Source organism: Lysobacter sp. cf310 (assembly GCF_900114355.1).
Classification (GTDB): domain Bacteria; phylum Pseudomonadota; class Gammaproteobacteria; order Xanthomonadales; family Xanthomonadaceae; genus Lysobacter.
In genome coordinates this window covers 413,595-435,624 of sequence record NZ_FOSS01000004.1, presented here as the reverse complement: position 1 = coordinate 435,624, position 22,030 = coordinate 413,595, and the positions used below count along the sequence as shown (strand labels likewise).

Here is a 22,030-nt window from a genome sequence, read left to right as displayed (position 1 = left end):
CGGGCACCTGCGACGCATAAAAAAAGCGGAGCCGAAGCTCCGCTTTTGTTGGATCGCGACGCGTGCGCGCTTAGGGATACTTGGGCGGATTGGCCGCCCAGGCCGCCTGCACTTCCGCCAGCGCCTTGCGCTCGGCCTCGGTCCAGGCCGGCAGCAGGCGCGCGTACTGCGCGGTGTTGCTCCACTGCAGCGGCTCGGTGCGCACGGCAGCGGCGTACCACTGCACGGCCTCGTCCTTGCGGCCCATCGACCACAGCACCAGGGCGAAGGTCGGCGGCATCCAGCTGCCGGTCACGCCGCGCGTGGTGGCCAGGACGCGCCATTGTTCGAAAGCGCCCTTGTCGTCGCCGGCGCGGTACAGGTCCCAGCCGTAGTTCCACATCACCGAGCGCCAGATGCCGTCGGTGGCGTCCAGGCCGGACAGCGAACGCGCATACAGCTGGCGGCCGAGATCGACGCGGCCGGCTTCCATCGCCAGGTGGGCGAGCTGCGCGGCTTCGGCGTCGGCGCCGGCCTTGCGTTCGATGATGCGGCTGAGCTTCTGCATCGCCACTTCGCCGGTCTCGCGCACGACCACCACCGGCTTGGTGGTGTTGGCGTCGGCGTCGAAATAGAACTCGGCGGGCTTGGGCAGCGGCGCGGTGGCGGTCTGGGCCGCGGCAGTTCCGGACACGGCCAACACGGCCGTCAACAACACACTACGAATTCGCATGATCGATGGATCCCCCGTGATACCCCTACATGCTAACCCGAGCGGGGCCCGGATCGGGCCGTTCATCACGCTTTCTGCGCTGAATCGGGCAGGGCGACGCCCCGGCGCGGGCCGGGGCGTGCAGGCGGGGAAGCCGCCTCAGCGCGGCTGCAGAGTCACCCGCTCGATCGCCCACAAGGGATCGTGACTGCCGCTGGCGAACACCAGGCACAGGTCGTGCGTGCCCGCGGTCGGCGCGAGCTTGGCGCGCAGCGTGGTGAGACCGGCGGTGCGACGCGCCGAACCCAGCGGCAGCACCGCGATCGGCGCGCCCTGGCAGGTGTCGGCACGCACTTCCAACGCGCCTTCCGGCCCGTTGGCGGCGCGGGTGACGACCTTGGGCGTGTCGTGCCAGAGCTGGAAATTGAAGGGCACCTGGCCGACCCGGACCTCGATCGCGCCGACCTGGTCCAGCGCCGCGCCTTCGTAGATCCAGCACGGATCGAACACGTCGGCCAACAGGGTCGCGCGCGGCGAACGCCCGCCGATGCCGTCGGCCGGGGCGTCGTCCTCCATGCGCAGGTTCAAGCCGCCCTTGCACTGGCGCAGGCGGTTGCCGGTGCGCTGGCTCAGCGCGGCCAGATCGGCCGGCGCGTAGCGGCGCGGCGCCGACAGCGCGCGGCCGTCGACGTAGGTCGCGGCCTGGAACACGGTCGGCGGGCGCAGCGCCAGCGGCGCGCCATACAAGGGCGACTGCGTGCTCAGCTCGCCCTTGCCTTCGAGATAGCGGATCTGGCCGAAACCGACCTGATTGGACAGCTTCAGCAGGGGCTGGCCCTGGCCGTCGCGCTCTACTTCGAAGCGCACCGCGAACGCCGCATCCGACGCCTGAACCTTCTGCGCCTGATAGCGCCCCATCTGCGGCACCAGCCGGCGCAGGAAGCCGTCCCAGTCGCGTGCGCCCTTGGGCGACCACACCGCTTCGGCCAACGCGGCCGTGCGCGGGAAGTAGGCGCGCTCGACCGCCTCGAAGCTCCGCTTATGCTCGGTCCACAGATTGGCCTGCGCGCCCAGCACGTGCTTGGCCTGGTCGGGCGTGAGCTCGGCCGGCACCGGCTCGAAGCCGTACACCGATTTCAAGGTCATCGCGGCCAGGCGGCCGGTGGCCTCGTCGTCGTTGTCGCTTTGCACGTGATCGAAATACAGGTCCGGCGCCGGCGCCAGCACCACGTCGTGTCCGGCGCGCGCGGCCTCGACCGCGCCCTTGATGCCGCGCCAGGACATCACCGTCGCGCGCGGCGGCAGGCCGCCTTCGAGGATCTCGTCCCAGCCGATCAGGCTGCGGTTGTGGCTGCCCAGGTACTTCTCGATGCGGGCCACGAACCAGCTCTGCATCGCCATCTCGTCCTTCAGCCCCAGCGCCGTCTTCTGCGCCTGGATGCTGGGCGAGGCCTGCCACTGGTCCTTGGCCGCCTCGTCGCCGCCGATGTGGATGTAGCGGCCGGGGAACAGCGCGGTGACTTCGGCCAGCACGTCCTCCAGGAACACGAAGGTGCTGTCCTGGGTGTTGAACAGATAGGTGTGCACGCCCCAGTCCGGCGATACCGGCGGCGGCGCCTTGAGCACGTCGCTCACGCCCAGCTCGGGATAGGCGGCGATCGCGGCCTGGGCGTGGCCCGGCATCTCGATCTCGGGGACGATCGTCACATAGCGCTCGGCGGCGTAGCGCACCACCTCGCGGATCTGTTCCTGGGTGTAGTAGCCGCAGTACGGAATCGGCGCGCCGGTGACCGGGTCGTGGCCGGAGGCACCGGCCGGAATCCGGCAGCTGCCGACTTGCGTGAGCTTGGGATATTTCTTGATCTCGATCCGCCAGCCCTGGTCGTCGGTGAGATGCCAGTGGAAGGTGTTGAGCTTGTGCAGCGCCATCTGGTCGATCAGGGTCTTGACCTGTTCGACGCTCTGGAAATGGCGCGCCGAATCCAGCATCAGCCCGCGCCAGCCGAAACGCGGCGCGTCTTCGATGCGTTGCGCGGCGATGGTCGCCGCGCCGCGGCCGCCGTCGGCGGTGGCCAGCTGCCACAGCGTGACCGCGCCGTAGAACAAACCGGCCGGCGCACGCGCTTCGATGCGCGCGCCCTGCGGGCCGATGTCGAGGTTGTAGGCCTCGTCGTTGGGCAGCGCGGCCTGAGGATCGATCGCGAATACGACGGTGTGCGCGGCCTCGCCGGCGGCGTTGCCGCTGGCGTCGACGTTGGGCGCGAAACCGCGCAGGCGCTGCAGACGCGCGGCGAAGTCGCGTGCGATCCGCGCCGCATCGGCGTTGCCGCCGGCGGCCTGCAGGCGCGTGCTCACGTCCAGCACGAACGCGCCCTCGCGCGCTTGCACCTTGGCCGGCAACGGAATCACCGGGGTGATCTGCGATGCCTGGGCGGCGGGCACGTCCGCCGTCGCGTCCTGGCCGCCGCGTTGGCAGGCCGACAATGTGATCGCCGTCACCATGGACAGCGCTACCGCCGCGGCCACCGCCGCGCGCATGCGTTTACCGCTCATTCCCGCCCCCTCGTTGTCCGTCCGACACTCATACAACAAGCGGGCCCGGCGTAACCGGGCCCGTTGTCGCAGCTGAAAGCTACCGGAGCGCCCGAAGGCGCGGTAGTGCCTGGATCGCAGGGTGCGGCGTGCCGCACCCCACGCCCGGACCTCAGTAGTTGAAGCGGAAGTTCAAGTAGTACTGACGGCCGTTCTCGTAGATCGAACGCGGGCGATCCTTGTTCTCGGCGTAGTACTTGGTCTTGGGATTGTTGAGGTTCATCGCGTCCAGGCTCAGCGCCATGTGGTCGTTGATCTTGTAACCGAACGACGCCGACACGCTGTCGATATCGTCCTGGTAGAACGACGAGGCACGGTCCAGACCGCTGTAGAACTCCGAGCGGTAGGTGTAGTTGACGCGGGCGTTGAAGCGATCGTTCTCGAACCACAGGCCGACGTTGTAGGTGTTCTCGGACGTTCCCAGCATCGGCGTGCCGTCGTCGGTGTCGCCCTCGGCGTAGGTGTAGTTGGCGAACGCGCCGAAGTAGTCGCCGATCGGGCCTTCCCAGGCGATCTCGAAGCCGTTGACCTTGGCACCGGAGTTAACCGGAATGGTCAGGTCGTAGTCGACCATGGCGCCGTTGGGACGCTGCGCGTCGATGGTCAGGTACTGACGGCGCACGTTGGCCAGCGAGACGTAGTTGTCGATGTTCATGCTGAACACGCCCAGGGAGAACAGCGCGCGCTCGCCGTAGTACCACTCCACGGTCGCGTCGAGGTTGGTCGACAGGATCGGGGCGAGGTTGGGGTTGCCGCCGGTGCCGGTACCGACACCGTTGACCGCGGCCGGCGGGCTCAGCGAGACCGCGCCCGCGATGGCCGAGAAGTCCGGCCGGGTCAGGGTGCGCGAAGCGGCCAGGCGCAGGACCACGTCGTCGGTGATGTCGAGCTTGAGGTTCGCGCTCGGCAGCCAGTCCTTGTACGTGTTCTTGGTCAGCACGGTCTTGTAGGCGCCGAACGCTGAGGTGGTGATCGCGGCCGGATCGGTGGCCGAAGTGCTCACGTAGTTGGTGACGTCTTCCTGGGTCTCGACATAACGCAGGCCGATGTTGGCGGTCCAGCGCTCGCCCTGGAAGTTGAGCTGGCCGTAGGCGGCGGTGCTCTTTTCCTCCAGGCCGTAGGCGCCGAGGAAGTAGAAGCGCGAGACCGGATCGCGGTTGGCCAGGCGCGCGAACCTGGCCAGGCTTTCCGGCGAGAAGTACCAGATGTTGCGCGGGAAGTTGCCGCCGATGCCGCTGGCGAAATCGCCCGGGTAGTTGGTGTAGCCCTGCGGCCAGGTGGCCGGATTGAACGGATCTTCCGGCAGGGCGAAGTTCGGGCCCTGCGCGGTGACCTGGTCGAGGTTGCGCTCATGACGCGCCTGACGCACGCCGAAGTCGATCGAGGTCACCAGGCCGCCGTCGAAGAAGTAGGTGCCGTCGATCTGGCCCCAGTCTTCCTTGTCTTCCACGTCGATGTCGTTGAAGCCGAAAATCCAATCCAGGCGGTAGTCGGTGTTGGGGATGCCCGGCGCGCCGGTGTTGGCGTTGCCCAGGCCCCAGTCGGCCGCGCCGACGCCGTTGAGGCGCCAGTGGCCGCCGCTGTTCAGGCCCACGTCCCACTCGGCCACGTCCTGGGTCGGGGTTTCGCCGTGACCCTCGGAGGTGCCGGCCTGGGCCGAGAAGCGCAGCTTGTCGCTGACGTCCCACTTGCCCGACAGGCTGAAGAACTCGGTGCTGGACTTGGATCCCGGGCGCGAGATCTGGTCGTAGATGCCGAAGGCATTGGACGGGTTGGCGCCCGGCGTCGGCGCGAAGTCGGCCGAGACCAGGGTGTTGTTGCGCACCACGTAACCCGGCAGCGGCACCTGACCGTTGTTGCCGGCAGTGCCGTTGATGATGCGCGCGCCCCAGATCAGGTAGTTGCGATTGTAGTTGTCGGCCTTCATGTCCGAACGGAAGTAGTTGGCCTCCAGTTCGAAGTTGTCGGCCGGCTTCCACTGCGCGGTGAACATGCCGCCGGTGCGCTTGCGCTCCTGTTCGAACAGCGCCGAGCCGATCATGGTCGGGAAGAACACGCCGACCAGGTCGGGATGGGCGAGGCCGGCGGCGGTGTTGGCGCCGATCTGCTCGTAGCCCAGGATTTCCTGGCCGTCGCGGCGCAGATGACGTTCTTCGCTGAAGGCCTGCACGGTAATGCCGAACGTGCCGTCCTCGTTTTTCCAGTTTCCCAGCACCGAGATCTGCGGGTCGGTCTTGCCGGGCTGATCGGCGTAAACGCCGCCGACCGAACCGAAGATGCTGAAGCCCTTCTCGAAGTTGAGCGGGTTGCGGGTGACGATGTCGACGGTGCCGACCGCGCCGCCTTCGACCAGCTTGGCCTCGGACGACTTGCGCACCACCACCTTGTCGACCAGTTCCGACGGCAGCAGCGAGTAGCTCACGCTGCGGCCCACGGTGCCGGTCTGGTTGAGCACGAACCAGTCGCCGGAGGCGATGTTGTGACCGTCGATCAGGGTCTGGGTGAAGCTGGGGCTGGTGCCGCGCATGGACACGCGGTCGTTCTCGTCGAACGCGCCCTCGTTGGCGCTGGCCGCCGAGATGTTCACGCCCGGCACGCGCGCGAGCGAGTCGGCGACGTTCTTGTCGGGCATCTTGCCGATGTCTTCGGAGGTGATGACCTCGACGCGGGTGACGTCGTCGCGCTTGGTGTCCAGCGACTGCTCGATCGCGCCGCGGATGCCCTTGACCACGATGGTGTCCAGGTCCTTGGCGTCCTGCGATGCGGTGCTTGCGTCCTGCGCCACGGCCTGGCCGGCAAAGCCGAGGGCCGCGACGATACTGACGGACAGAATGGTCTTGCGAACTTTCATTGGGTTCTCTCCCTCGGGCTATGGTCCTCTCCGCCGCTCGATCTGCGTCGATTGGGCGAAGCCTGGTACGTCTGTTCCAGCGCCGTTGGTGGCCGGCGCCGGCAATTCAGCGGATAACGCGAAGCGCGCTGCCGGGCTCAGGCCTCATTGGCGTGCTCCAGGTACCAACTGGCGGCGCCGATGACGCCGAGTTGTTCGTTCTCGATCAGGCGCACCGGCACGCGCTCCAACACCGGGCGCATCGCGCCCTTGTTGAGCAGGCGCTCGCGGAAAGCGCTGGCGTCGAGGAAATCCTTGAGCTGCGGCAGGATGCCGCCGGCGATGAACACCGCCTTGGCGCCGCTGACCACGGTCAGGTCGCCGATCACGCTGCCCAGCAGCGCGCAGAAGGTCAGCACCGCCTCGCGCGCGATCGCGTCGCCGCGGCGCGCGGCCTGGGTGATCGCGGCCGGCGCGCGCAGGCTGGGTTCGACGCCGTCGATCGCGCACAGCGCGTCGTACAGGTTGACCAGACCGGGACCGGATACCAGGTGCTCGGTGGACACGTGCGCGCCGCGCTGCTGCATCCAGCGCAGGATCTCGATCTCGCGCGCGCCGCCGGGCGCGAACGCGGTGTGGCCGGACTCGGTCGGCAGCACCACGGTGGCGTCGCGGAACGGAATGCGCACCGCCGCACCCAGACCGGTGCCCGGGCCGATCACCAGCACCGGACCCGGCGCGGCATCGCTGACGCCGGGCGTGAGCAGGGTGGAATCGCCGGGCGCCATGCACTGGGCGGCGTGGGCGGCGGCCTGGAAATCGTTGATGAACAGCACTTCGCGCAGGCCGAGCTCGCGACGCAGCTCGGACAGCGAAATCCGCCAGGGCAGATTGGAATTGATGACCGCATCGTCCAGGACCACGCCCGCACAGGCGATCGCGACCCGGTCGGCGCCGGCGCCGGCGCCCGCGCCGGCCAGGAAGTCGGCCAGGATCGCGGACAGGCTGGGGTAGTCGGCGCACACGTACTTGCGATGCGCGAGCACCGCGACCGCGCTTTCGCCCGGACCGCCCGCGCGCACCAGGCCGACCCGGGTGTGGGTGCCGCCGACGTCGGCGGCGATGAACGGGGACGCGGCCGGAGCCAGCTTGCTGGCAGCGCTCATGCGGTCCGCTCCGCGACGGTGGCTGCGGCGACGGCGTTTTGACCGTCCGCCCTGACGGCGCGCATCGGCTGCGCTGCACGGGGCGAAACCGCCGTCCGCTTGGTATCCCACTGCATCGCTTCCCTCCATTGATCCCGGCCAGCCCCCGCTGGCGGAGCCGAGATTGCCCACCATTTGACAACGTTGTCAACTTGAGGTCACACGACCCTAACAAATGCACGAAAACTGCGAACTGGCGGCATTTACCATGATGCGGCGCAGCATAAGGACGCGCTCCGGCGGGCCCGGCCCCGGCTGGGTTTCAGGCCCCCTTCTGGCTTGTCGGACAAAGTTGTGACACCGTTGAGCCAACGGATGTCGTGCAGGTCAAATGCGATAGTGCCGTAACGCCGCGGGGCGCTCCCCGCGTTCCTGGAGGGGAGTCCTGAACACTATGTCCACGCCCAATACCGGCGGCCCGCCGCAGCGCTATCTCGGCTCGATCGCGATCGTCGGCGCGCTGTTCTTCATCTTCGGCTTCGTCACCTGGCTCAACGGCCCGCTGATCTCGTTCGCGCAGCTGGCGTTCGACGTCAACGAGACCGCGGCCTTCCTGATTCCGTTCGCGTTCTACATCTCCTACTTCTGCCTGGCCCTGCCCTCGTCGGTGATCCTCAAGAAGACCGGCATGAAGAAGGGCATGGCCCTGGGCCTGTTCCTGATGGCGGTGGGCGCGGCGCTGTTCGGCGAGTTCACCACCCAGCGCTGGTATCCGGGCGCGCTGACCGGCGTGTTCGTGATCGGCGCCGGCCTGGCGGTGCTGCAGACCGCGGTGAATCCCTACATCAGCATCCTCGGCCCGATCGACGGCGCCGCCCAGCGCATCGCGGTGATGGGCATCTGCAACAAGGTCGCCGGCATCCTGGCGCCGATCGTGCTGGGCGCGCTGGTGCTGCACGGCATGGGCGACCTGACCGCGCAGATCGCCGCCGCCGACGCCGCCGGCAAGCAGGCGCTGTTGAACGCATTCGCCGCGCGCATCCACACGCCCTATCTGGCGATGGCCGGCGCGATGGCCGTGCTGGCAGTCGGCATCTTGTTCTCGCCATTGCCGGACGTACGCGCCGAGGACGCCAATGCCGACGGCGGCGACGGCGCGTCCACGCGCAAGACCAGCCTGTTCCAGTTTCCGCACGTGTGGCTGGGCGCGCTGTGCATCTTCACCTACGTCGGCGTGGAGGTGATGGCCGGCGATGCGATCGGCACCTACGGCCACGGCTTCGGCCTGCCGCTGGACCAGACCAAGTTCTTCACCTCGTTCACGCTGGGCGCGATGCTGGTCGGCTACCTGGTCGGCCTGGTCACCATCCCGCGCTTCATCTCGCAGGAGCGCTACCTGACCTACTCGGCGGTGCTCGGCGTGGCCCTGACGATCGGCGCCTACCTGACCCACGGCATCGTCTCGGTCGGCTTCGTGGCCGCGCTGGGCTTCGCCAACGCGATGATGTGGCCGGCGATTTTCCCGCTGGCGATCCGTGGACTGGGCCGCTTCACCGAGTACGGCTCGGCGCTGCTGATCATGGGCATCGCCGGCGGCGCGACGATTCCGCTGCTGTTCGCCGCGCTCAAGCAGCACTACGACTTCCAGGCCGTGTTCGCGCTGCTGATGATCCCCTGCTACCTCTACATCCTGTACTTCGCCCTGCGCGGCTATCGCGTCGGACTGCGTCGCAGCGCCAGTGTCGGCGCCGCGGCGACCCAGCGCGGCTGATCGCGACGCGACGGACCGGGCGCACCTCCGGTCCGTCGCGAACGCCGATACCATAGGCGGCCGATACCGGCGCCAGGGTCAGCCAGGACTTATGCAGCACGCGGATACGAGTTCGATCGCCACCGGCGCCGCCGGCGGCGACACGCAGTACACCAAGGACTGGTTCCAGGCCCATGTGCGCAACTGGGAACGCTGGCTGGACGGCTTCCGCGACCGCCCGGGCCTGCGCTTCCTCGAGATCGGCAGCTTCGAGGGCCGCTCGACGGTGTGGCTGCTGCAGAACGTGCTGACCCAGCCCGACAGCCGCATCGACTGCATCGACCTGTTCCGCCCCGACCCGCTGCAGGGCGACTACCACCAGCGCTTCCGCGCCAACGTCGCACCGTGGAAGCAGCGGGTGACCGAGTACGCCGGTCCCAGCGCCGAGCAGCTGGGCCGCGTGCGCGGCCCCTACGACATGATCTACGTCGACGGCTGGCATACCGCGTTCGGCGCGCTCGCCGACGGCGTGATGTCCTGGCCGCTGCTCAAGGTCGGCGGGCTGATGATCTTCGACGACTACCTGTGGATGCCGCCGGCCTATTACGAGGCCAGCAAACCCAACAAGCTGGTGCGCGAGTTCTGGCGCGCGCTGGGCAAGCGCTGGCAGGACCGTGCGATCGCGCGCATCGCCGCGCAGACGCCCAAGCTGGGCATCGACGGCCTGCTGCGCACGCTGGAAGGCCAGTACGAGCTGGTCGAACGCGGCTACCAGCTGGCGATCCGCAAGACCCGGGCGTTCGAGGACGTGACCCTGGAACTGGACACCTGAACCGCCAGCGTGCGCCTGTGCCTAAGCCGGCCGGCCGCGCGCGCCGCTTGCGTCGCGTCGGCGCCCGAGTAGGCTAGGCGCAACGCCCACGCGTGCGAACGCGGCGGCGACTCCGATCGACTACCCCGAGGCAGCGGTGCGCCGACCCACGATCAAAGATGTCGCCGAACGCGCGCAGGTCTCGCTGAAAACCGTATCGCGGGTCATCAACGACGAACCCAGCGTGCGCGCCCGCACCCGGGCGCGCGTGAACCAGGCGATCGCCGAGCTCGACTACCGCCCCGACCCGTCCGCGCGCAGCCTGCGCAGCGCGATGCCGTATGCCTTGGGCGTGGTCTACGACAACCCCAACCCCTACTACATCATCAGCGTGCAGAACGGCGTGCTCGCCGCCTGCCGCGAAACCGGCTACGGCCTGCAGATCCATCCCTGCGATTCGTCCTCGCCGCTGCTGGCCGCCGACCTGATCGATCTGGTCCAGGGCGCGCGCCTGGCCGGCCTGGTGCTGGCGCCGCCGATGTCGGAACGCATGGAGCTGGTCAGCGAACTGGTCGCGCATGGGATACGCCTGGTGCGCATCGTCTCCGCCGCCGAAGACCCCAAGGACGGCTCGCCCTGCGTTTGGGTCGACGACCGCGACGCCGCTTACGACATCACCGAACACCTGATCCAGCTCGGCCACCAGCGCATCGGTTTCCTCTGGGGCGGCAAGTCGCATCGTTCCAGCTGGGAGCGCTACAAGGGCTACGCCCAGGCGCTGGCCGACTACGGCATCGGCGAGGACGAAGATCTGGTGCTGCCGGGCGATTACTCCTTCGACGACGGCTTCCGCGGCGCGCGCCGTTTGTTCGCGCTGCCCAACCGGCCTACCGCGATCTTCGGCAGCAACGACGAGATCGCCGCTGGCGTGCTGGCGGCGGCCAAGTCCAGCGGCATGCACGTGCCCTACGACCTGTCGATCGCCGGCTTCGAGGACAGCCCGTTCTCCAAGCAGTCCTGGCCGACCCTGACCACCGCGCGCCAGGCCACCGAGGAAATCGCGCGTCACGCCGCTTACCGCCTGATCGCCGACCTGCGCCGCGAAACCGACCAGCCCTTGCAGGTGCCGGCGAACGAAGGTTTCAGCCCGATCCTGGTGGTGCGCGGTTCGACCGCGCCGCCGCGTCCGCCGCAGGCTTGAGCGCGCCAATCAGCGACGCCCAGCCTCACAGCCTCAGGCCCCTAGCCTTGGCGTAGGAGCGGCGCCTGCCGCGGCCGCGAAACTTCGGCTACTGCGCAATCGCGCTTACGCCGCTCCCACAGAGAGCACGACGTTTCATCGCTATCCATGCGCGATGCGCTGGCTTCGTGTGGGAGCGGCGTAAGCCGCGATTGCGAATCTTCGGCGGCCTGCGCGGTCGCGGCACGCGCCGCTCCTACACTGCAGCGAATTAAGCTTGCGATCAGCGGCGCAGTTGCGACGCCGCGCGCGCCAGGGTTTCGATCTGGGCCCAGTCGCCGGCCTGAACCGCGGCCGGCGGGCACACCCAGGAGCCGCCCACGCAGGGCACGTTGGCCAAGGCCAGGTACTGCGGCGCGTTGTCGGGGCCGATGCCGCCGGTGGCGCAGAAACGCAGTTCCGGCAGCGGCCCGCCCAGGCCGCGCAAGGCGCCGGTGCCGCCGATGGACTCGGCCGGGAAGAACTTCAGATAGCGGTAACCCTGATCGGCCAGAGTCATGGCCTCCGAGGCGGTGGCCGCGCCGGGCAACCAGGGCAGGTCGGTGCATTGCGCGGCGGCGATCAGGCTGGCCGATGCGCCCGGCGACACCGCGAAGGTCGCGCCGGCCTTCTGCGCGGCGGCGAAATCCGCCGGCCTTCGCACGCTGCCGACGCCGACCGCGGCGCCCTCGACTTCGTTGGCGATCGCGCGCACCGCGTCCAGCGCCACCGGCGTGCGCAGGGTCACCTCGATCGCGGGCAGGCCGCCGGCGACCAGGGCGCGCGCCAGCGGTACCGCATGCGCGAGCTCGTCGATCACCAGCACCGGCACCACCGGCGCCAGCGCCAATACCGCGGCGATGCGTTCCTGCAGATCGTGGATCGAGTTCATTGCAAGCTCCATGGATAGATGCACGGCAGGTGTGGCGAAACGCAATGCGGCGTGTCGACGGCGCAGGATGCGGTGAGCGCAGCGAACCGCATCGTAGAGGCTGCGCACCCGGCGGTCACCCGGCTCGTTGCGCTTTGCGCCAGTCGCCGCGCGACCGCCGCCGACGCTCAGGCGCGCGCGGCGACCTCATCGATGTGCTTGAGCAGATCGGCCGGGTCTTCGTAGACCCGGAATGCGCCGGCGCGCTCGAGCTCGTCCTGGCCGTAACCGCCCGAGAGCAGGCCCACGCCCAGCGCGCGTGCGCGCCGCGCGGCCAACAGGTCCCAGATGCTGTCGCCGACCACGATGGAATGCTCGATGTCGGCGCCCAGCTTGTCGGCCGCGGCCAGGAACAGATCCGGATCGGGCTTGGCGTGGCGGACCATGTCGCGGGTGATCACCGGCACTTTCTCCGGATCCACGCCGAGCGCGACCAGGTTGTGGCGCGCGGTTTCCATGCGTCCGCTGGTCGCGATCGACCACGGAATTTCGTTCGCGCTGAGGTAGGCCAGCAGTTCGACCGCGCCGGGCAGCGGCCGGATCTGCGCGGCCTGTGCGCCGTAGGCTTGGGCATGCAGCTTATGCAGACGCTCGACCCGTTCCGGGGTGATGTCGATACCGGTCTCGCGCAGCAGAATGTTGGTGAACAAACCGCCGCTCATGCCGATCTTGCGGTGGATGCGCCACACCGACAGCGGAATGCCGTCGGCATCCAGGGCCTGCTTCCATGCCAGCACGTGCTGGTAAACGCTGTCGACCAGGGTGCCGTCCAGGTCGAACAGGAAGGCGGTGCGGACGGGGGCGGGCATGGGGGCTCCAGGGCGATGGCGAGGGTGAGTGCGGATGTTGCGGTTTGCGGATTCTGCTTCGCTTTGTTCTTTTGCCGAAAAGACGGGCCGCCAACGCAGCCTTATCCCTCATCCCGCGCAAACACCCCCGCTCCCCGATCCGCCGGTGCGGCGTAATCGCGGAACGCGGCGAACAGTTCGCGGCCCATGCCGACATGGTGCGAAGACAGATCCGCGCGCGCATGTTCGCGCTGGGTCCAATCGTCCTCGGTGCGCAGACTGAGCGTGCCCGCGATCGCGTCCACGCGGACCACGTCGCCGTCGCGCAGCTGCGCGAGCGGGCCGCCGCAGGCGGCTTCGGGTGTGACGTGGATGGCCGCCGGCACTTGGCCGGAGGCGCCGGACATGCGGCCGTCGGTGACCAGGGCGACGCGATGGCCGCGCTTTTGCAGCACGGTCAGCGTGGGAGTGAGCTGGTGCAGCTCCGGCATGCCGTTCGCGCGCGGGCCCTGGAAGCGCACCACCACCACCACGTCGCGCTCGAGCTCGCCGCGTTCGAAGGCCTGCTTGACCTCGTGCTGCTCGCTGAACACCCGGCACGGCGCCTCGACCACCCAGCGGTCCTCGGGCACCGCCGAGACCTTGATCGCGGCGGTACCGAGTTCGCCGACCAGCACGCGCAGGCCGCCGTCGGCGCGAAACGGCTCGGCGACCGGACGCAGTACGGAGGGGTCGCCGCTGCGGCCGGTCGCCGGCACGTAGGCGATGCGCCCATCGCCTTCGAGCCGCGCTTCGACGCGGTAACGGTTAAGGCCGGGGCCGGCCACCGTCTCGACATCGCCATGCAGAAGACCGGCGTCGAGCAGCTCGCCTATCAGGAACGCCAGACCGCCGGCTGCGTGAAAATGATTCACGTCGGCGCTGCCGTTGGGGTACACGCGCGCCAGCAGCGGAATCGCCGAGGACAGCGCGTCGAAATCCTCCAGACGCAGCTCGATCCCGGCCGCCGCGGCGATCGCGATCAGGTGCAGCAGGTGGTTGGTGGAACCGCCGGTGGCGTGCAGGCCGATCACGCCGTTGACGATCGCGCGCTCGTCGACGATGCGGCCGATCGGCCGGTAGTCCTCGCCCAGGGCGGTGATCTGCGCCGCGCGCAGCGCGGTCTGCGCGGTCAGCGCGTCGCGCAGCGGCGTGTTGGGGTGGACGAAGCTGGAGCCGGGCAGATGCAGGCCCATCAGCTCCATCAGCATCTGGTTGGAATTGGCGGTGCCGTAGAAGGTGCAGGTGCCGGGGCCGTGGTAGCTGCGCGCCTCGGCTTCCAGCAGTTCGTCGCGGGTCGCATCGCCGGTGGCGTAGCGCTGGCGCACGCGCGACTTCTCGTCGTTGGGCAGCCCCGAGGTCATCGGCCCCGCCGGCACGAAGATGCCGGGCAGGTGGCCGAAGTGCAGTGCGCCGATCAGCAGGCCCGGCACGATCTTGTCGCACACGCCCAGGTACAGCGCGGCATCGAACATGTCGTGCGACAGCGCGATCGCGGTCGACATCGCGATCACGTCGCGCGAGAACAACGACAGCTCCATGCCCTCGCGGCCCTGGGTCACGCCGTCGCACATCGCCGGCACGCCGCCGGCGACCTGCGCGGTCGCGCCGGCCTCGCGCGCGGCGGCCTTGAGCAGATCGGGGAAGCGCTCCAGCGGCTGATGCGCCGAGAGCATGTCGTTGTAGGAGGTCACGATGCCCAGGTTGGGCGCGTGACCCGAGCGCAGCGCCTGCTTGTCGCCGGCCGCGCAGGCCGCGAAGCCGTGGGCGAGGTTGCCGCAGGACAGGCGCCGGCGCTGCGGTCCGCCGCCCTGGGCGGCGTCGATGCGCGCGAGGTAGGCGTCGCGGCGGGCGCGGCTGCGTTCGACGATGCGTTGGGTGACTTGCGCGACTACGGGATGCAATGAGGTGTTCACGGGGACTCGTTGGCTGCGAAGCGCTGGCGATGGAGGTCCGGATCGGTACGCCGTCCAGCATAGGGCGACAGCGCGCCGCGGGTGGGAGGGGCGAACTCCGCGGCGGCGCGGCCTATGAGGTCCGTGGCGATCACGGACTCCAATACAAGGTCGGCGGCGCGGGCGCGCCCGCCAGCACCGAGCGGATCGGCAGAACGCTGCGCGGATCGCGCTGCACGGCGTCCAGCAAGGCGCGCTTCTTCGCGCCTTCGATATGCAGGTATAGCGCCGGTGCGGTGAAGATCGCGCTCAGGGTCAGGCTCATGCGCGGCTCCGGCATGGCCTCGGTGCGCACCGCCATCACCGGCGCGCGTCCGCGCGGCTGCAGGCCGATCTCGCGCAGCCCCGGATTGTCGCGACCCAGATCGGGGAACAGCGACGCGACGTGGCCGTCCTCGCCCATGCCCAGCACCGCCACATCCAGCGGCAGGCCTTCGTTGGCGATCTTGGTCAGCACCGGCATCAGCGCCGCTTCCGGGGTTTCGGTGGGGCGGTACATCGGCAACAGACGCGCGGCGGCGGCGTTGTCGCGCAGCAGGTGATCGCGCAGCAGCTTCTCGTTGGAACGCGGATGCTCCGGCGGCAGCCAGCGTTCGTCGACCGGCAGCACGGTCACCCGCGCCCAATCCAGCGTCTGCGTCGCCAAGGCCTCGAAGAAGCGCTTGGGCGTGTTGCCGCCGGACAGTGCGATGCAGGCCTCGCCGTGGCGCGCGAGCGCGCCGCGCAGATCGGCCGCGACCTGCTTGGCCAAGGCCTGCGCCAGTTGCCCGGCATCCTCGAACAGACGCTCGTGCAGCGGCAGGGGCAGCGGTTCGATCACGGTCAAGCGCTCAGCCTGCATCTTCATGCCAGGTCCTCCCATCGCGTTCGATCAAGGCGACCGCGGCGCTGGGGCCCCAGCTGCCGGCGGTATAGGGGCGCGGCGCTTCGGCGGCGGCGGCCCAGGCGGCGCGGATCGGGTCGATCCACTTCCAGGCGGCGTCGACCTCGTCGCGGCGCATGAACAGCATCGGATTGCCGCGCACCACGTCCATCAGCAGACGCTCGTAGGCGTCGGCCTGACGGCCGCCGAAGGCCGCGGCGAAACTCATGTCCAGCGGCACGTGGCGCAGGCGCAGGCCGCCCGGGCCCGGCACCTTGTTCATCAGCCACAGCTTCACGCCCTCGTCGGGCTGCAGGCGCAGCACCAGCTTGTTCGGCGCCAGGCGGCTGGACGGGTCCTGCTCGGTGAGCTCCTCGAAGATCGAATGCGGCACCTGGCGGAAGGTCACCACGATCTCCGACACCCGCTCGCCCAGGCGCTTGCCGGTGCGCAGATAGAACGGCACGCCGGCCCAGCGCCAGTTCTTCACTTCGGCCTTGAGCGCGACGAAGGTTTCGGTGTGCGAGTTCGCGCCCAGCTCCTGCGCATAGCCCGGCACCGCGCGGCCGTCGACCGCGCCGGCCTTGTACTGGCCGCGCACGGTGAACTGAGCGGCGTTGCCGTTCTCGATCGGGCGCAGCGCGCGCAGCACCTTCAGTTTCTCGTCGCGGATCGCGTCGGCGGCCAGCGAGGACGGCGGCTCCATCGCCACCAGGCACAGCAGCTGCAGCAGGTGGTTCTGGACCATGTCGCGCAGCGCGCCGGACTTGTCGTAATACGGCGCGCGCGATTCCACGCCCACCGTTTCGGCTACCGTGATCTGGACGTGGTCGATGTGCTCGGCCTTCCACAGCGGCTCGAACAGCGCGTTGCCGAAGCGCAGCGCGGTCAGGTTCTGCACCGTCTCCTTGCCCAGGTAGTGGTCGATGCGGAAGATCTGGGTTTCGGCGAACACGCGCCCGAGCGCGTCGTTGATCGCGTCGGCGCTGGCGCCGTCCTTGCCCAGCGGCTTCTCCACCACCACCCGCGTCTTCGGCCCGACCAGGCCGTGCGACTGCAGACGGTCGCCGACGACGCCGAACAGGTCCGGCCCGACCGCGAGGTAGAACACGCGTACGCGTTCGTCGCCGGCGAACTCGGTCGCGAACTCCGGCCAGGCCGCGTCCGAACTCAGGTCCAGGCGGCGGTACAGCAGCAGCGCGAGAAAACCGTCGACGGCGTCGGACTCGCGCGCGTCGAGATTGCCGAACTGGGCCAGCGCCTCGCGCACCCGGCCGCGGTAGTCGTCGTCGCTCTGGCTGTCGCGCGCGATCGCGACGATGCGGGTGCCGGCGACGATCTGGCCGTCGGCATAGCGGTGGAACAGCGCCGGCAGCAGCTTGCGCATGGCCAGGTCGCCGGTGCCGCCGAAAATCACCAGGTCGAAGGGGGCCAGCGGCGCCGAATGCGGCGCCTGGGACGGGGACGGCACGGAATACACGCTCATGGACGGGCTCGGACTGGTATGGGCAAAACCATACCAGGAAAGATACCAGTGAGATACCAGTTAAGCAAATTAACCTAGAATCAACCGTTTAACTTGGCGGTCAAAGCCCAGGTTGCCCCCAGTGGTCTGTGACTGGTATCTTTTCCCCATGGAGCCCTACCTCGTCAGCGAGTTCCGCCGCCAGGCCCAGACGCGTCGCGCGCCGGCCTACCAGCACCTGCGTCGGACCCTGCAGCACGCGATCGAGAACGGCGAGATCACCGCCGGCCAGGCCCTGCCCGGCGAACGCGAGCTGGGCAAGCTGCTGGACCTGTCGCGGGTGACCGTGCGCAAGGCCATCGCCGGCCTGGTCGCCGACGGCCTGCTGGTGCAGCGCCAGGGCGCGGGCACCTTCGTGGCCGAGCGCATCGTCAAATCCTTCTCGCGCCTGACCAGCTTCACCGACGATCTGCGCGCGCGCGGGCTGGACCCGCGCTCGACCTTCCTGGAGCGCGGCGTCGGCGAGGTCACGCCCGAGGAGGCGATGGCGCTGAACCTGTCGCCGGGCGCCTCGGTGATCCGCTACTACCGCCTGCGCACCGCCGACGGCGTGGCCCTGGCGCTGGAGCGCACGGTGGTGCCGCTGGCGGTGCTGCCCAATCCCAGCCTGGTCGAGAACTCGCTGTACGAAGCTTTCGCCAAGCTCGGCATCCGTCCGGCGCGCGCGCTGCAACGCCTGCGCGCGATCGCCTTCGACGCCGAACAGGCGCGGCTGATGGGCCTGCCCGAGGGCGCGCCCGGTCTGTTCATCGAACGCCGCACCTTCCTCGACGACGGCCGCGTCGTCGAATTCACCCGATCCTTCTACCGCGGCGACGCCTACGACTTCGTCGCCGAACTGCAGAGCGAAACCACGCCGTGAGCACACAGACCCTGCTGGACCCGACGAGCACGCGCATGTACGCCGAGGCGCAGGAAGCCGGCGACGCGGTCGCACGCCAGTTCGCGGCCAACGCCGACGCGATCGACGACCTCAGCGATCGCCTGCGCCAGCGCCCGCCGCGCTTCATCGTCACCTGCGCGCGCGGCAGTTCCGATCACGCCGCGACTTACGGCAAGTATCTGTTCGAGACCCAGCTGGGCCTGGTCACCGCCTCGGCCTCGCCCTCGGTGGGCTCGGTCTACGCGATCCAGCCCAAGCTCGACGACGCCCTGTTCGTGGCGATCTCGCAATCGGGCAAAAGCCCGGACCTGCTGCGCAACGCCGAGATCGCCAAGTCCGCCGGCGCGCATGTGCTGGCCTTGGTCAACGTGCTCGATTCGCCGCTGGCCGCTATCGCCGACACGGTGCTGGGCCTGCACGCGGGCCCGGAGACCAGCGTGGCGGCGACCAAGAGCTATCTGTGCTCGCTGTCGGCGCTGCTGCAGCTGACCGCGCGCTGGAGCAACGACGCCACCCTGTTCAACGCCGTGCATGCCCTGCCCGAGGCCTTGCGCGCTTCGTTCGAACAGGACTGGTCGCCGTTGGTCGAAGGCCTGGTCGACGCGCGCAATCTGTTCGTGGTCGGGCGCGGCCTGGGCCTGGGCGCGGCGCAGGAAGCCGCGCTCAAGTTCAAGGAAACCTGCGGCCTGCACGCCGAGGCCTTCAGCAGCGCCGAGGTCAAGCACGGCCCGATGGCGATCGTCGGCCCCGGCTTCCCGGTACTGGCCTTCGCCCAGGACGACGGCACCGGCGACGGCACGGTCGCGGTGGCCGAGGAGTTCCGCGCGCGCGGCGCGCCGGTGTGGCTGGCCGCGCCCGGGCGCTCGGGCGCGGGCAGCCTGCCGCTGGCGCGCTCGCAGCATCCGGCGATGACGCCGCTGCTGACCGTGGCCAGCTTCTACAAGGCGGCCAATGCGCTGTCGGTGGCGCGCGGGCACAATCCGGATCTGCCGCCGCATCTGAACAAGGTCACCGAGACCGTCTGATGTCCGCTTCCGTCGCCACCGCCTTCGTCAACGGCCGCGTGCTCAGCGAACGCGGTTTCGAATCCGACCTGTGCGTGATCGTCGAGGACGGCCACATCGTCGCCGTGGTCCCGGGCGCCGCGCCGGCCGGTGCCGAGACGATCGATCTGCAAGGCCGGTATCTGGTGCCCGGCTTCATCGACACCCAGGTCAACGGCGGCGGCGACGTGCTGTTCAACGACGCGCCCGATGTCGACGGCCTGCGCCGCATCGCCCAGGCGCATCGCCGCTACGGCAGCACCGGCCTGATGCCGACCCTGATCAGCGACGACGTCGCGGTGATGCTGCGCGCGATCGCGGCGGTACGCGAGGCGATCGCGCAGGGCGTGCCCGGCATCCTCGGCATCCATCTCGAAGGCCCCTACCTGGCCAGCGCGCGCAAGGGCGTGCACAACCCCGACAAGTTCCACACCCCGGACGCGGACGAACTCGACCGCATCGCCTCGCTGGGCGTCGGCAGGACCATGCTCACGCTGGCACCGGAACGTTTCGACGACGCCACCTTGCAGGCCCTGGCCGCACGCGGTGTGCTGGTCTGCGCCGGCCATACGGCCGCCGACTACGAACGCCTGCGCGCGGCCTTCGCCCACGGCGTGCGCGGCGTGACTCATTTGTTCAACGCGATGACGCCGATGGGCAGCCGCGAACCCGGCGGCGTCGGCGCGGCGATCGAGGACCCCAACAGCTGGTGCGGCGTGATCGTCGACGGCGAACACGTGCACGACGCCTCGCTGCGCATCGCCATCGCCGCCAAGCCGCGCGGCAAGATCATGCTGGTCACCGACGCCATGCCGCCGGTGGGCGGTGAGCGCGAAGATTTCGTGCTCTACGGCCAGACCATGACCTGCCGCGACGGCAAGTGCAGCACCGCCGACGGCACCCTGGCCGGCTCCGCGCTGGATATGGCCACCGCGGTGCGCAACACCGTGCAGCGCCTGGGCTTGCCGCTGGACGAAGCCTGCCGCATGGCCTCGACCTATCCGGCCGAGTTCCTGGGGCTGGGGCACGAACTGGGCCGAATCGCGCCGGGGTATCGCGCGGATCTGGTGGTGCTGGACGAAGCGCTGCAGGTCGCCGGCACCTGGATCGGTGGCCAGGCCTGACTTCGCGTACGGGTAGCGCGCAAACCGCGCCACCCGTAGGGTGTGGTGAGCGCAGCGAACCGCACCATCGCGCCACTCCGCCGCCCGCCGCGCCTTCGCAGCACGGCCGCGCAACTCACGAATCGACCACGACTGCGAACACGATGCGGTTCGCTGCGCTCATCGCATCCTGCGCAGATCGCCTACCGCGCAGATCGGACGCTCCGGCGCGAGCTTACGGCTGGTCCAATCGCTTGCTGTCGATGAAGCGCTGACACACCGAGGCGCGACCGGTCAGATCGATCGAGCGCACCCGACGGTCGGGTCCAATCACGAACACGAACTGGCAATTGTCGTTGGCCAGGGTCGCCTCGACGCCGGTTACGTTGCCACCCCAGATGGCCATCACTCCGTCGTCCAGTGACTTCTCGCGATGCGGCGGCCCCAGACGCGTCTGCAGCTCCGAGTAGGGCGTGCCCACAAAGTGTTGCAGTTGTTCCAGCGGATAGTCTTGCGGTGTGGTGGCGCAGGCCGTCAGTAGCGCGCCGCAGGCGGCGATCAGGATGTTTTTCATGGCGCGCATCTTAACGGCAGCCCGCAATGCCGACGCACCGGTTGGCCGCATCGCCGAACGGGGTCCGTCACGCCGTAGGGTGTGTTGAGCGTAGCGAAACGCACCGTCGCCCTATCCGGCGCTGGCGTCGCTCAACCGCCCTCCAGATGCGATCGCGCGAGTTCCGGCGCGATGCGGTTCGCTGCGCTCACCGCATCCTACGGCGGCGCGCCCCCCTTGGTGGGGCCAGGATCAAAAAACGGCGCCTATGTCGCATGGGCCTGAGAACAACGATCGTTCAATCCATCCCACGATGTCGCGAGCGCCGATACCGGCGTCCGCCTGCACGAGAACTGGGCCCTGGCCTAGCTACTGCCCTCTCGCACGAGCACCGAATGATGCACCGCCAACACCGTCGCCACGCCCACATCGCGTGAGCCCTCCGCCACTTTCAGCACGCGACCCACCCATAGCGTGCCGGGATATTGCTCCGGCGCTAGAAACCACACGTCCGCACGCGCACGGCCGCCGGTTTCCACATGCGGCACACCGATAAATTCGTGATAGCTGGAAGTCCACTCGTCGGCCCCGATCGCGTACAGCGGCCGGTAACCGGACAACACACGCTTGACGTTACCCGACTGCGTGCGCGCGGTCAGTTCGAACAGCACCGTGGCATGAGCGGGCACGGGCGAACGACTCATGGCTTAGCCCTTCCCCGATGCAAGCTCGGAGCGCTTCGCGCCGCAGGCCGGGCAAAAGCTCGCCTGCGGCGTGCGCAAGGGCTTGCCACAGCCGGTACACGCTGGACCGTACAAGGACAACCGGTGATGCCAGAGCGCATTCGCGTTGGACTCATGAAAGCCGGTCAAGCGCTCGTAGAAATCGAGCGCCTCGTTGCGGCAAGCCTGCAACGCCTCCACCAGGTCGCTGCCGGTGGCCGCGCGATGACGTTGAACACGCTCGATGGCCTGGGAAAGCACCGGCTCCATCGCCGCCCACTCCTCTTCGGTCAGCATCGGCATGACCTTGTCGCAACGCCAGCAGTAGAGGTCTTGGGCCACGCTGCGACTCCAGATCCGTTATCCGTTCGCGCCAGCGACGTTAGGGCCCGGCCAATAGACCCGTACCCAGCCGTCCAGGGTCGTCCATTCGTCGTCGAGGTACACGCGCATGGGCGCGACCTTAGCGACAGGGCGCGGCGAACGCGAGCGGCCGCGCGGAATCGGTTTCAATTGAAACCACCGCCACATTGCGCGTGCCTGCAGGCCCGCTTCGCCTCGGCCATTGCGGCCGCGGCGACCCGCCTC

General features: G+C 69.0%; 18 protein-coding genes. 6 read left to right on the top strand and 12 right to left on the bottom strand.

The features are described 5' to 3' along the window. Positions 1–70: 70 nt before the first annotated feature. From BMZ45_RS16440 to BMZ45_RS16425, 4 genes are all read right to left on the bottom strand, one after another. The gene (locus BMZ45_RS16440; RefSeq protein WP_175489115.1) at positions 71–712 is read right to left on the bottom strand and encodes a tetratricopeptide repeat protein; all 642 of its coding nucleotides are present in this window, start codon (positions 710–712) and stop codon (positions 71–73) included. Between the two features lie 138 nt (positions 713–850). Then, positions 851–3,244: a family 20 glycosylhydrolase gene (locus BMZ45_RS16435; protein WP_217643224.1), complete on the bottom strand. Its 2,394-nt coding sequence runs from the start codon at positions 3,242–3,244 to the stop codon at positions 851–853. Between the two features lie 151 nt (positions 3,245–3,395). Beyond that, on the bottom strand, positions 3,396–6,134 hold the full coding sequence (locus BMZ45_RS16430) for a TonB-dependent receptor (RefSeq protein ID WP_091637603.1): 2,739 nt from the start codon (positions 6,132–6,134) through the stop codon (positions 3,396–3,398). Positions 6,135–6,271: 137 nt separating this feature from the next. Continuing rightward, the gene (locus BMZ45_RS16425) at positions 6,272–7,279 is read right to left on the bottom strand and encodes a glucokinase (protein WP_091637602.1); all 1,008 of its coding nucleotides are present in this window, start codon (positions 7,277–7,279) and stop codon (positions 6,272–6,274) included. A 433-nt stretch (positions 7,280–7,712) separates the two neighbouring features. On the opposite strand from BMZ45_RS16425, the gene BMZ45_RS16420 reads away from it, so the two are divergent. The 3 genes from BMZ45_RS16420 (at position 7,713) to BMZ45_RS16410 (ending at position 11,020) form a co-directional block, all read left to right on the top strand. Beyond that, complete coding sequence (locus BMZ45_RS16420) at positions 7,713–9,029, top strand: sugar MFS transporter (RefSeq protein ID WP_091637601.1); 1,317 nt, start codon at positions 7,713–7,715, stop codon at positions 9,027–9,029. A 91-nt stretch (positions 9,030–9,120) separates the two neighbouring features. After that, a complete protein-coding gene (locus BMZ45_RS16415; protein WP_091637600.1) occupies positions 9,121–9,840 on the top strand; it encodes a class I SAM-dependent methyltransferase in 720 nt (239 codons plus the stop codon). Positions 9,841–9,976: 136 nt separating this feature from the next. Beyond that, positions 9,977–11,020 (top strand): LacI family DNA-binding transcriptional regulator, encoded by a 1,044-nt coding sequence (locus BMZ45_RS16410; RefSeq protein ID WP_056177210.1) that lies wholly within the window; start codon positions 9,977–9,979, stop codon positions 11,018–11,020. 262 nt (positions 11,021–11,282) lie between these two features. Here the strand turns inward: BMZ45_RS16410 and eda are convergent, their stop codons facing one another. The 5 genes from eda to zwf form a co-directional block, all read right to left on the bottom strand. Further along, complete coding sequence (eda, locus tag BMZ45_RS16405) at positions 11,283–11,930, bottom strand: bifunctional 4-hydroxy-2-oxoglutarate aldolase/2-dehydro-3-deoxy-phosphogluconate aldolase (RefSeq protein ID WP_091637599.1); 648 nt, start codon at positions 11,928–11,930, stop codon at positions 11,283–11,285. 167 nt (positions 11,931–12,097) lie between these two features. Beyond that, entirely contained in the window at positions 12,098–12,778 is a 681-nt protein-coding gene (locus BMZ45_RS16400) for an HAD family hydrolase (protein ID WP_091637598.1), read from the bottom strand. A gap of 101 nt (positions 12,779–12,879) precedes the next feature. After that, positions 12,880–14,712, bottom strand: coding sequence for a phosphogluconate dehydratase (edd, locus tag BMZ45_RS16395; protein ID WP_091637597.1), 1,833 nt, complete (start codon positions 14,710–14,712; stop codon positions 12,880–12,882). 130 nt (positions 14,713–14,842) lie between these two features. After that, complete coding sequence (gene pgl / locus BMZ45_RS16390; protein WP_175489114.1) at positions 14,843–15,598, bottom strand: 6-phosphogluconolactonase; 756 nt, start codon at positions 15,596–15,598, stop codon at positions 14,843–14,845. Continuing rightward, entirely contained in the window at positions 15,582–17,099 is a 1,518-nt protein-coding gene (zwf, locus tag BMZ45_RS16385; protein WP_091637596.1) for a glucose-6-phosphate dehydrogenase, read from the bottom strand. The genes pgl and zwf overlap by 17 nt, the downstream gene beginning before the upstream one ends. A 148-nt stretch (positions 17,100–17,247) precedes the next feature. Between zwf and BMZ45_RS16380 the strand changes: the two genes are divergently transcribed. The 3 genes from BMZ45_RS16380 to nagA are packed head-to-tail and all read left to right on the top strand — an operon-like array spanning position 17,248 to position 20,188. Next, positions 17,248–18,000: a GntR family transcriptional regulator gene (locus tag BMZ45_RS16380; RefSeq protein WP_091637595.1), complete on the top strand. Its 753-nt coding sequence runs from the start codon at positions 17,248–17,250 to the stop codon at positions 17,998–18,000. 35 nt (positions 18,001–18,035) lie between these two features. Continuing rightward, on the top strand, positions 18,036–19,046 hold the full coding sequence (locus BMZ45_RS16375) for an SIS domain-containing protein (RefSeq protein ID WP_091637771.1): 1,011 nt from the start codon (positions 18,036–18,038) through the stop codon (positions 19,044–19,046). Continuing rightward, the gene (gene nagA, locus BMZ45_RS16370; protein WP_091637594.1) at positions 19,046–20,188 is read left to right on the top strand and encodes an N-acetylglucosamine-6-phosphate deacetylase; all 1,143 of its coding nucleotides are present in this window, start codon (positions 19,046–19,048) and stop codon (positions 20,186–20,188) included. The genes BMZ45_RS16375 and nagA overlap by 1 nt, the downstream gene beginning before the upstream one ends. A gap of 214 nt (positions 20,189–20,402) precedes the next feature. Here nagA and BMZ45_RS16365 read toward each other — a convergent pair whose 3' ends face one another. The 3 genes from BMZ45_RS16365 to BMZ45_RS16355 form a co-directional block, all read right to left on the bottom strand. Then, a complete protein-coding gene (locus tag BMZ45_RS16365) occupies positions 20,403–20,741 on the bottom strand; it encodes a hypothetical protein (protein ID WP_139215542.1) in 339 nt (112 codons plus the stop codon). A gap of 344 nt (positions 20,742–21,085) precedes the next feature. Continuing rightward, complete coding sequence (locus tag BMZ45_RS16360) at positions 21,086–21,424, bottom strand: hypothetical protein (RefSeq protein ID WP_091637592.1); 339 nt, start codon at positions 21,422–21,424, stop codon at positions 21,086–21,088. Positions 21,425–21,427: 3 nt separating this feature from the next. Further along, a complete protein-coding gene (locus tag BMZ45_RS16355; protein WP_091637591.1) occupies positions 21,428–21,784 on the bottom strand; it encodes a hypothetical protein in 357 nt (118 codons plus the stop codon). Positions 21,785–22,030 lie beyond the last annotated feature (246 nt).

What these genes read in the sequence shown, in the direction of transcription:
- BMZ45_RS16435 (WP_217643224.1), bottom strand. Translation starts at nt 3,244, where the DNA reads ATGAGCGGTAAACGCATGCGCGCGGCGGTGGCCGCGGCGGTAGCGCTG.
- BMZ45_RS16440 (WP_175489115.1), bottom strand. Translation starts at nt 712, where the DNA reads ATGCGAATTCGTAGTGTGTTGTTGACGGCCGTGTTGGCCGTGTCCGGA.
- BMZ45_RS16425 (WP_091637602.1), bottom strand. Translation starts at nt 7,279, where the DNA reads ATGAGCGCTGCCAGCAAGCTGGCTCCGGCCGCGTCCCCGTTCATCGCC.
- BMZ45_RS16400 (WP_091637598.1), bottom strand. Translation starts at nt 12,778, where the DNA reads ATGCCCGCCCCCGTCCGCACCGCCTTCCTGTTCGACCTGGACGGCACC.
- BMZ45_RS16375 (WP_091637771.1), top strand. Translation starts at nt 18,036, where the DNA reads ATGTACGCCGAGGCGCAGGAAGCCGGCGACGCGGTCGCACGCCAGTTC.
- BMZ45_RS16365 (WP_139215542.1), bottom strand. Translation starts at nt 20,741, where the DNA reads ATGAAAAACATCCTGATCGCCGCCTGCGGCGCGCTACTGACGGCCTGC.
- zwf (WP_091637596.1), bottom strand. Translation starts at nt 17,099, where the DNA reads ATGAGCGTGTATTCCGTGCCGTCCCCGTCCCAGGCGCCGCATTCGGCG.
- BMZ45_RS16380 (WP_091637595.1), top strand. Translation starts at nt 17,248, where the DNA reads ATGGAGCCCTACCTCGTCAGCGAGTTCCGCCGCCAGGCCCAGACGCGT.
- eda (WP_091637599.1), bottom strand. Translation starts at nt 11,930, where the DNA reads ATGAACTCGATCCACGATCTGCAGGAACGCATCGCCGCGGTATTGGCG.
- BMZ45_RS16415 (WP_091637600.1), top strand. Translation starts at nt 9,121, where the DNA reads ATGCAGCACGCGGATACGAGTTCGATCGCCACCGGCGCCGCCGGCGGC.
- BMZ45_RS16430 (WP_091637603.1), bottom strand. Translation starts at nt 6,134, where the DNA reads ATGAAAGTTCGCAAGACCATTCTGTCCGTCAGTATCGTCGCGGCCCTC.
- nagA (WP_091637594.1), top strand. Translation starts at nt 19,046, where the DNA reads ATGTCCGCTTCCGTCGCCACCGCCTTCGTCAACGGCCGCGTGCTCAGC.
- BMZ45_RS16360 (WP_091637592.1), bottom strand. Translation starts at nt 21,424, where the DNA reads ATGAGTCGTTCGCCCGTGCCCGCTCATGCCACGGTGCTGTTCGAACTG.
- BMZ45_RS16420 (WP_091637601.1), top strand. Translation starts at nt 7,713, where the DNA reads ATGTCCACGCCCAATACCGGCGGCCCGCCGCAGCGCTATCTCGGCTCG.
- pgl (WP_175489114.1), bottom strand. Translation starts at nt 15,598, where the DNA reads ATGAAGATGCAGGCTGAGCGCTTGACCGTGATCGAACCGCTGCCCCTG.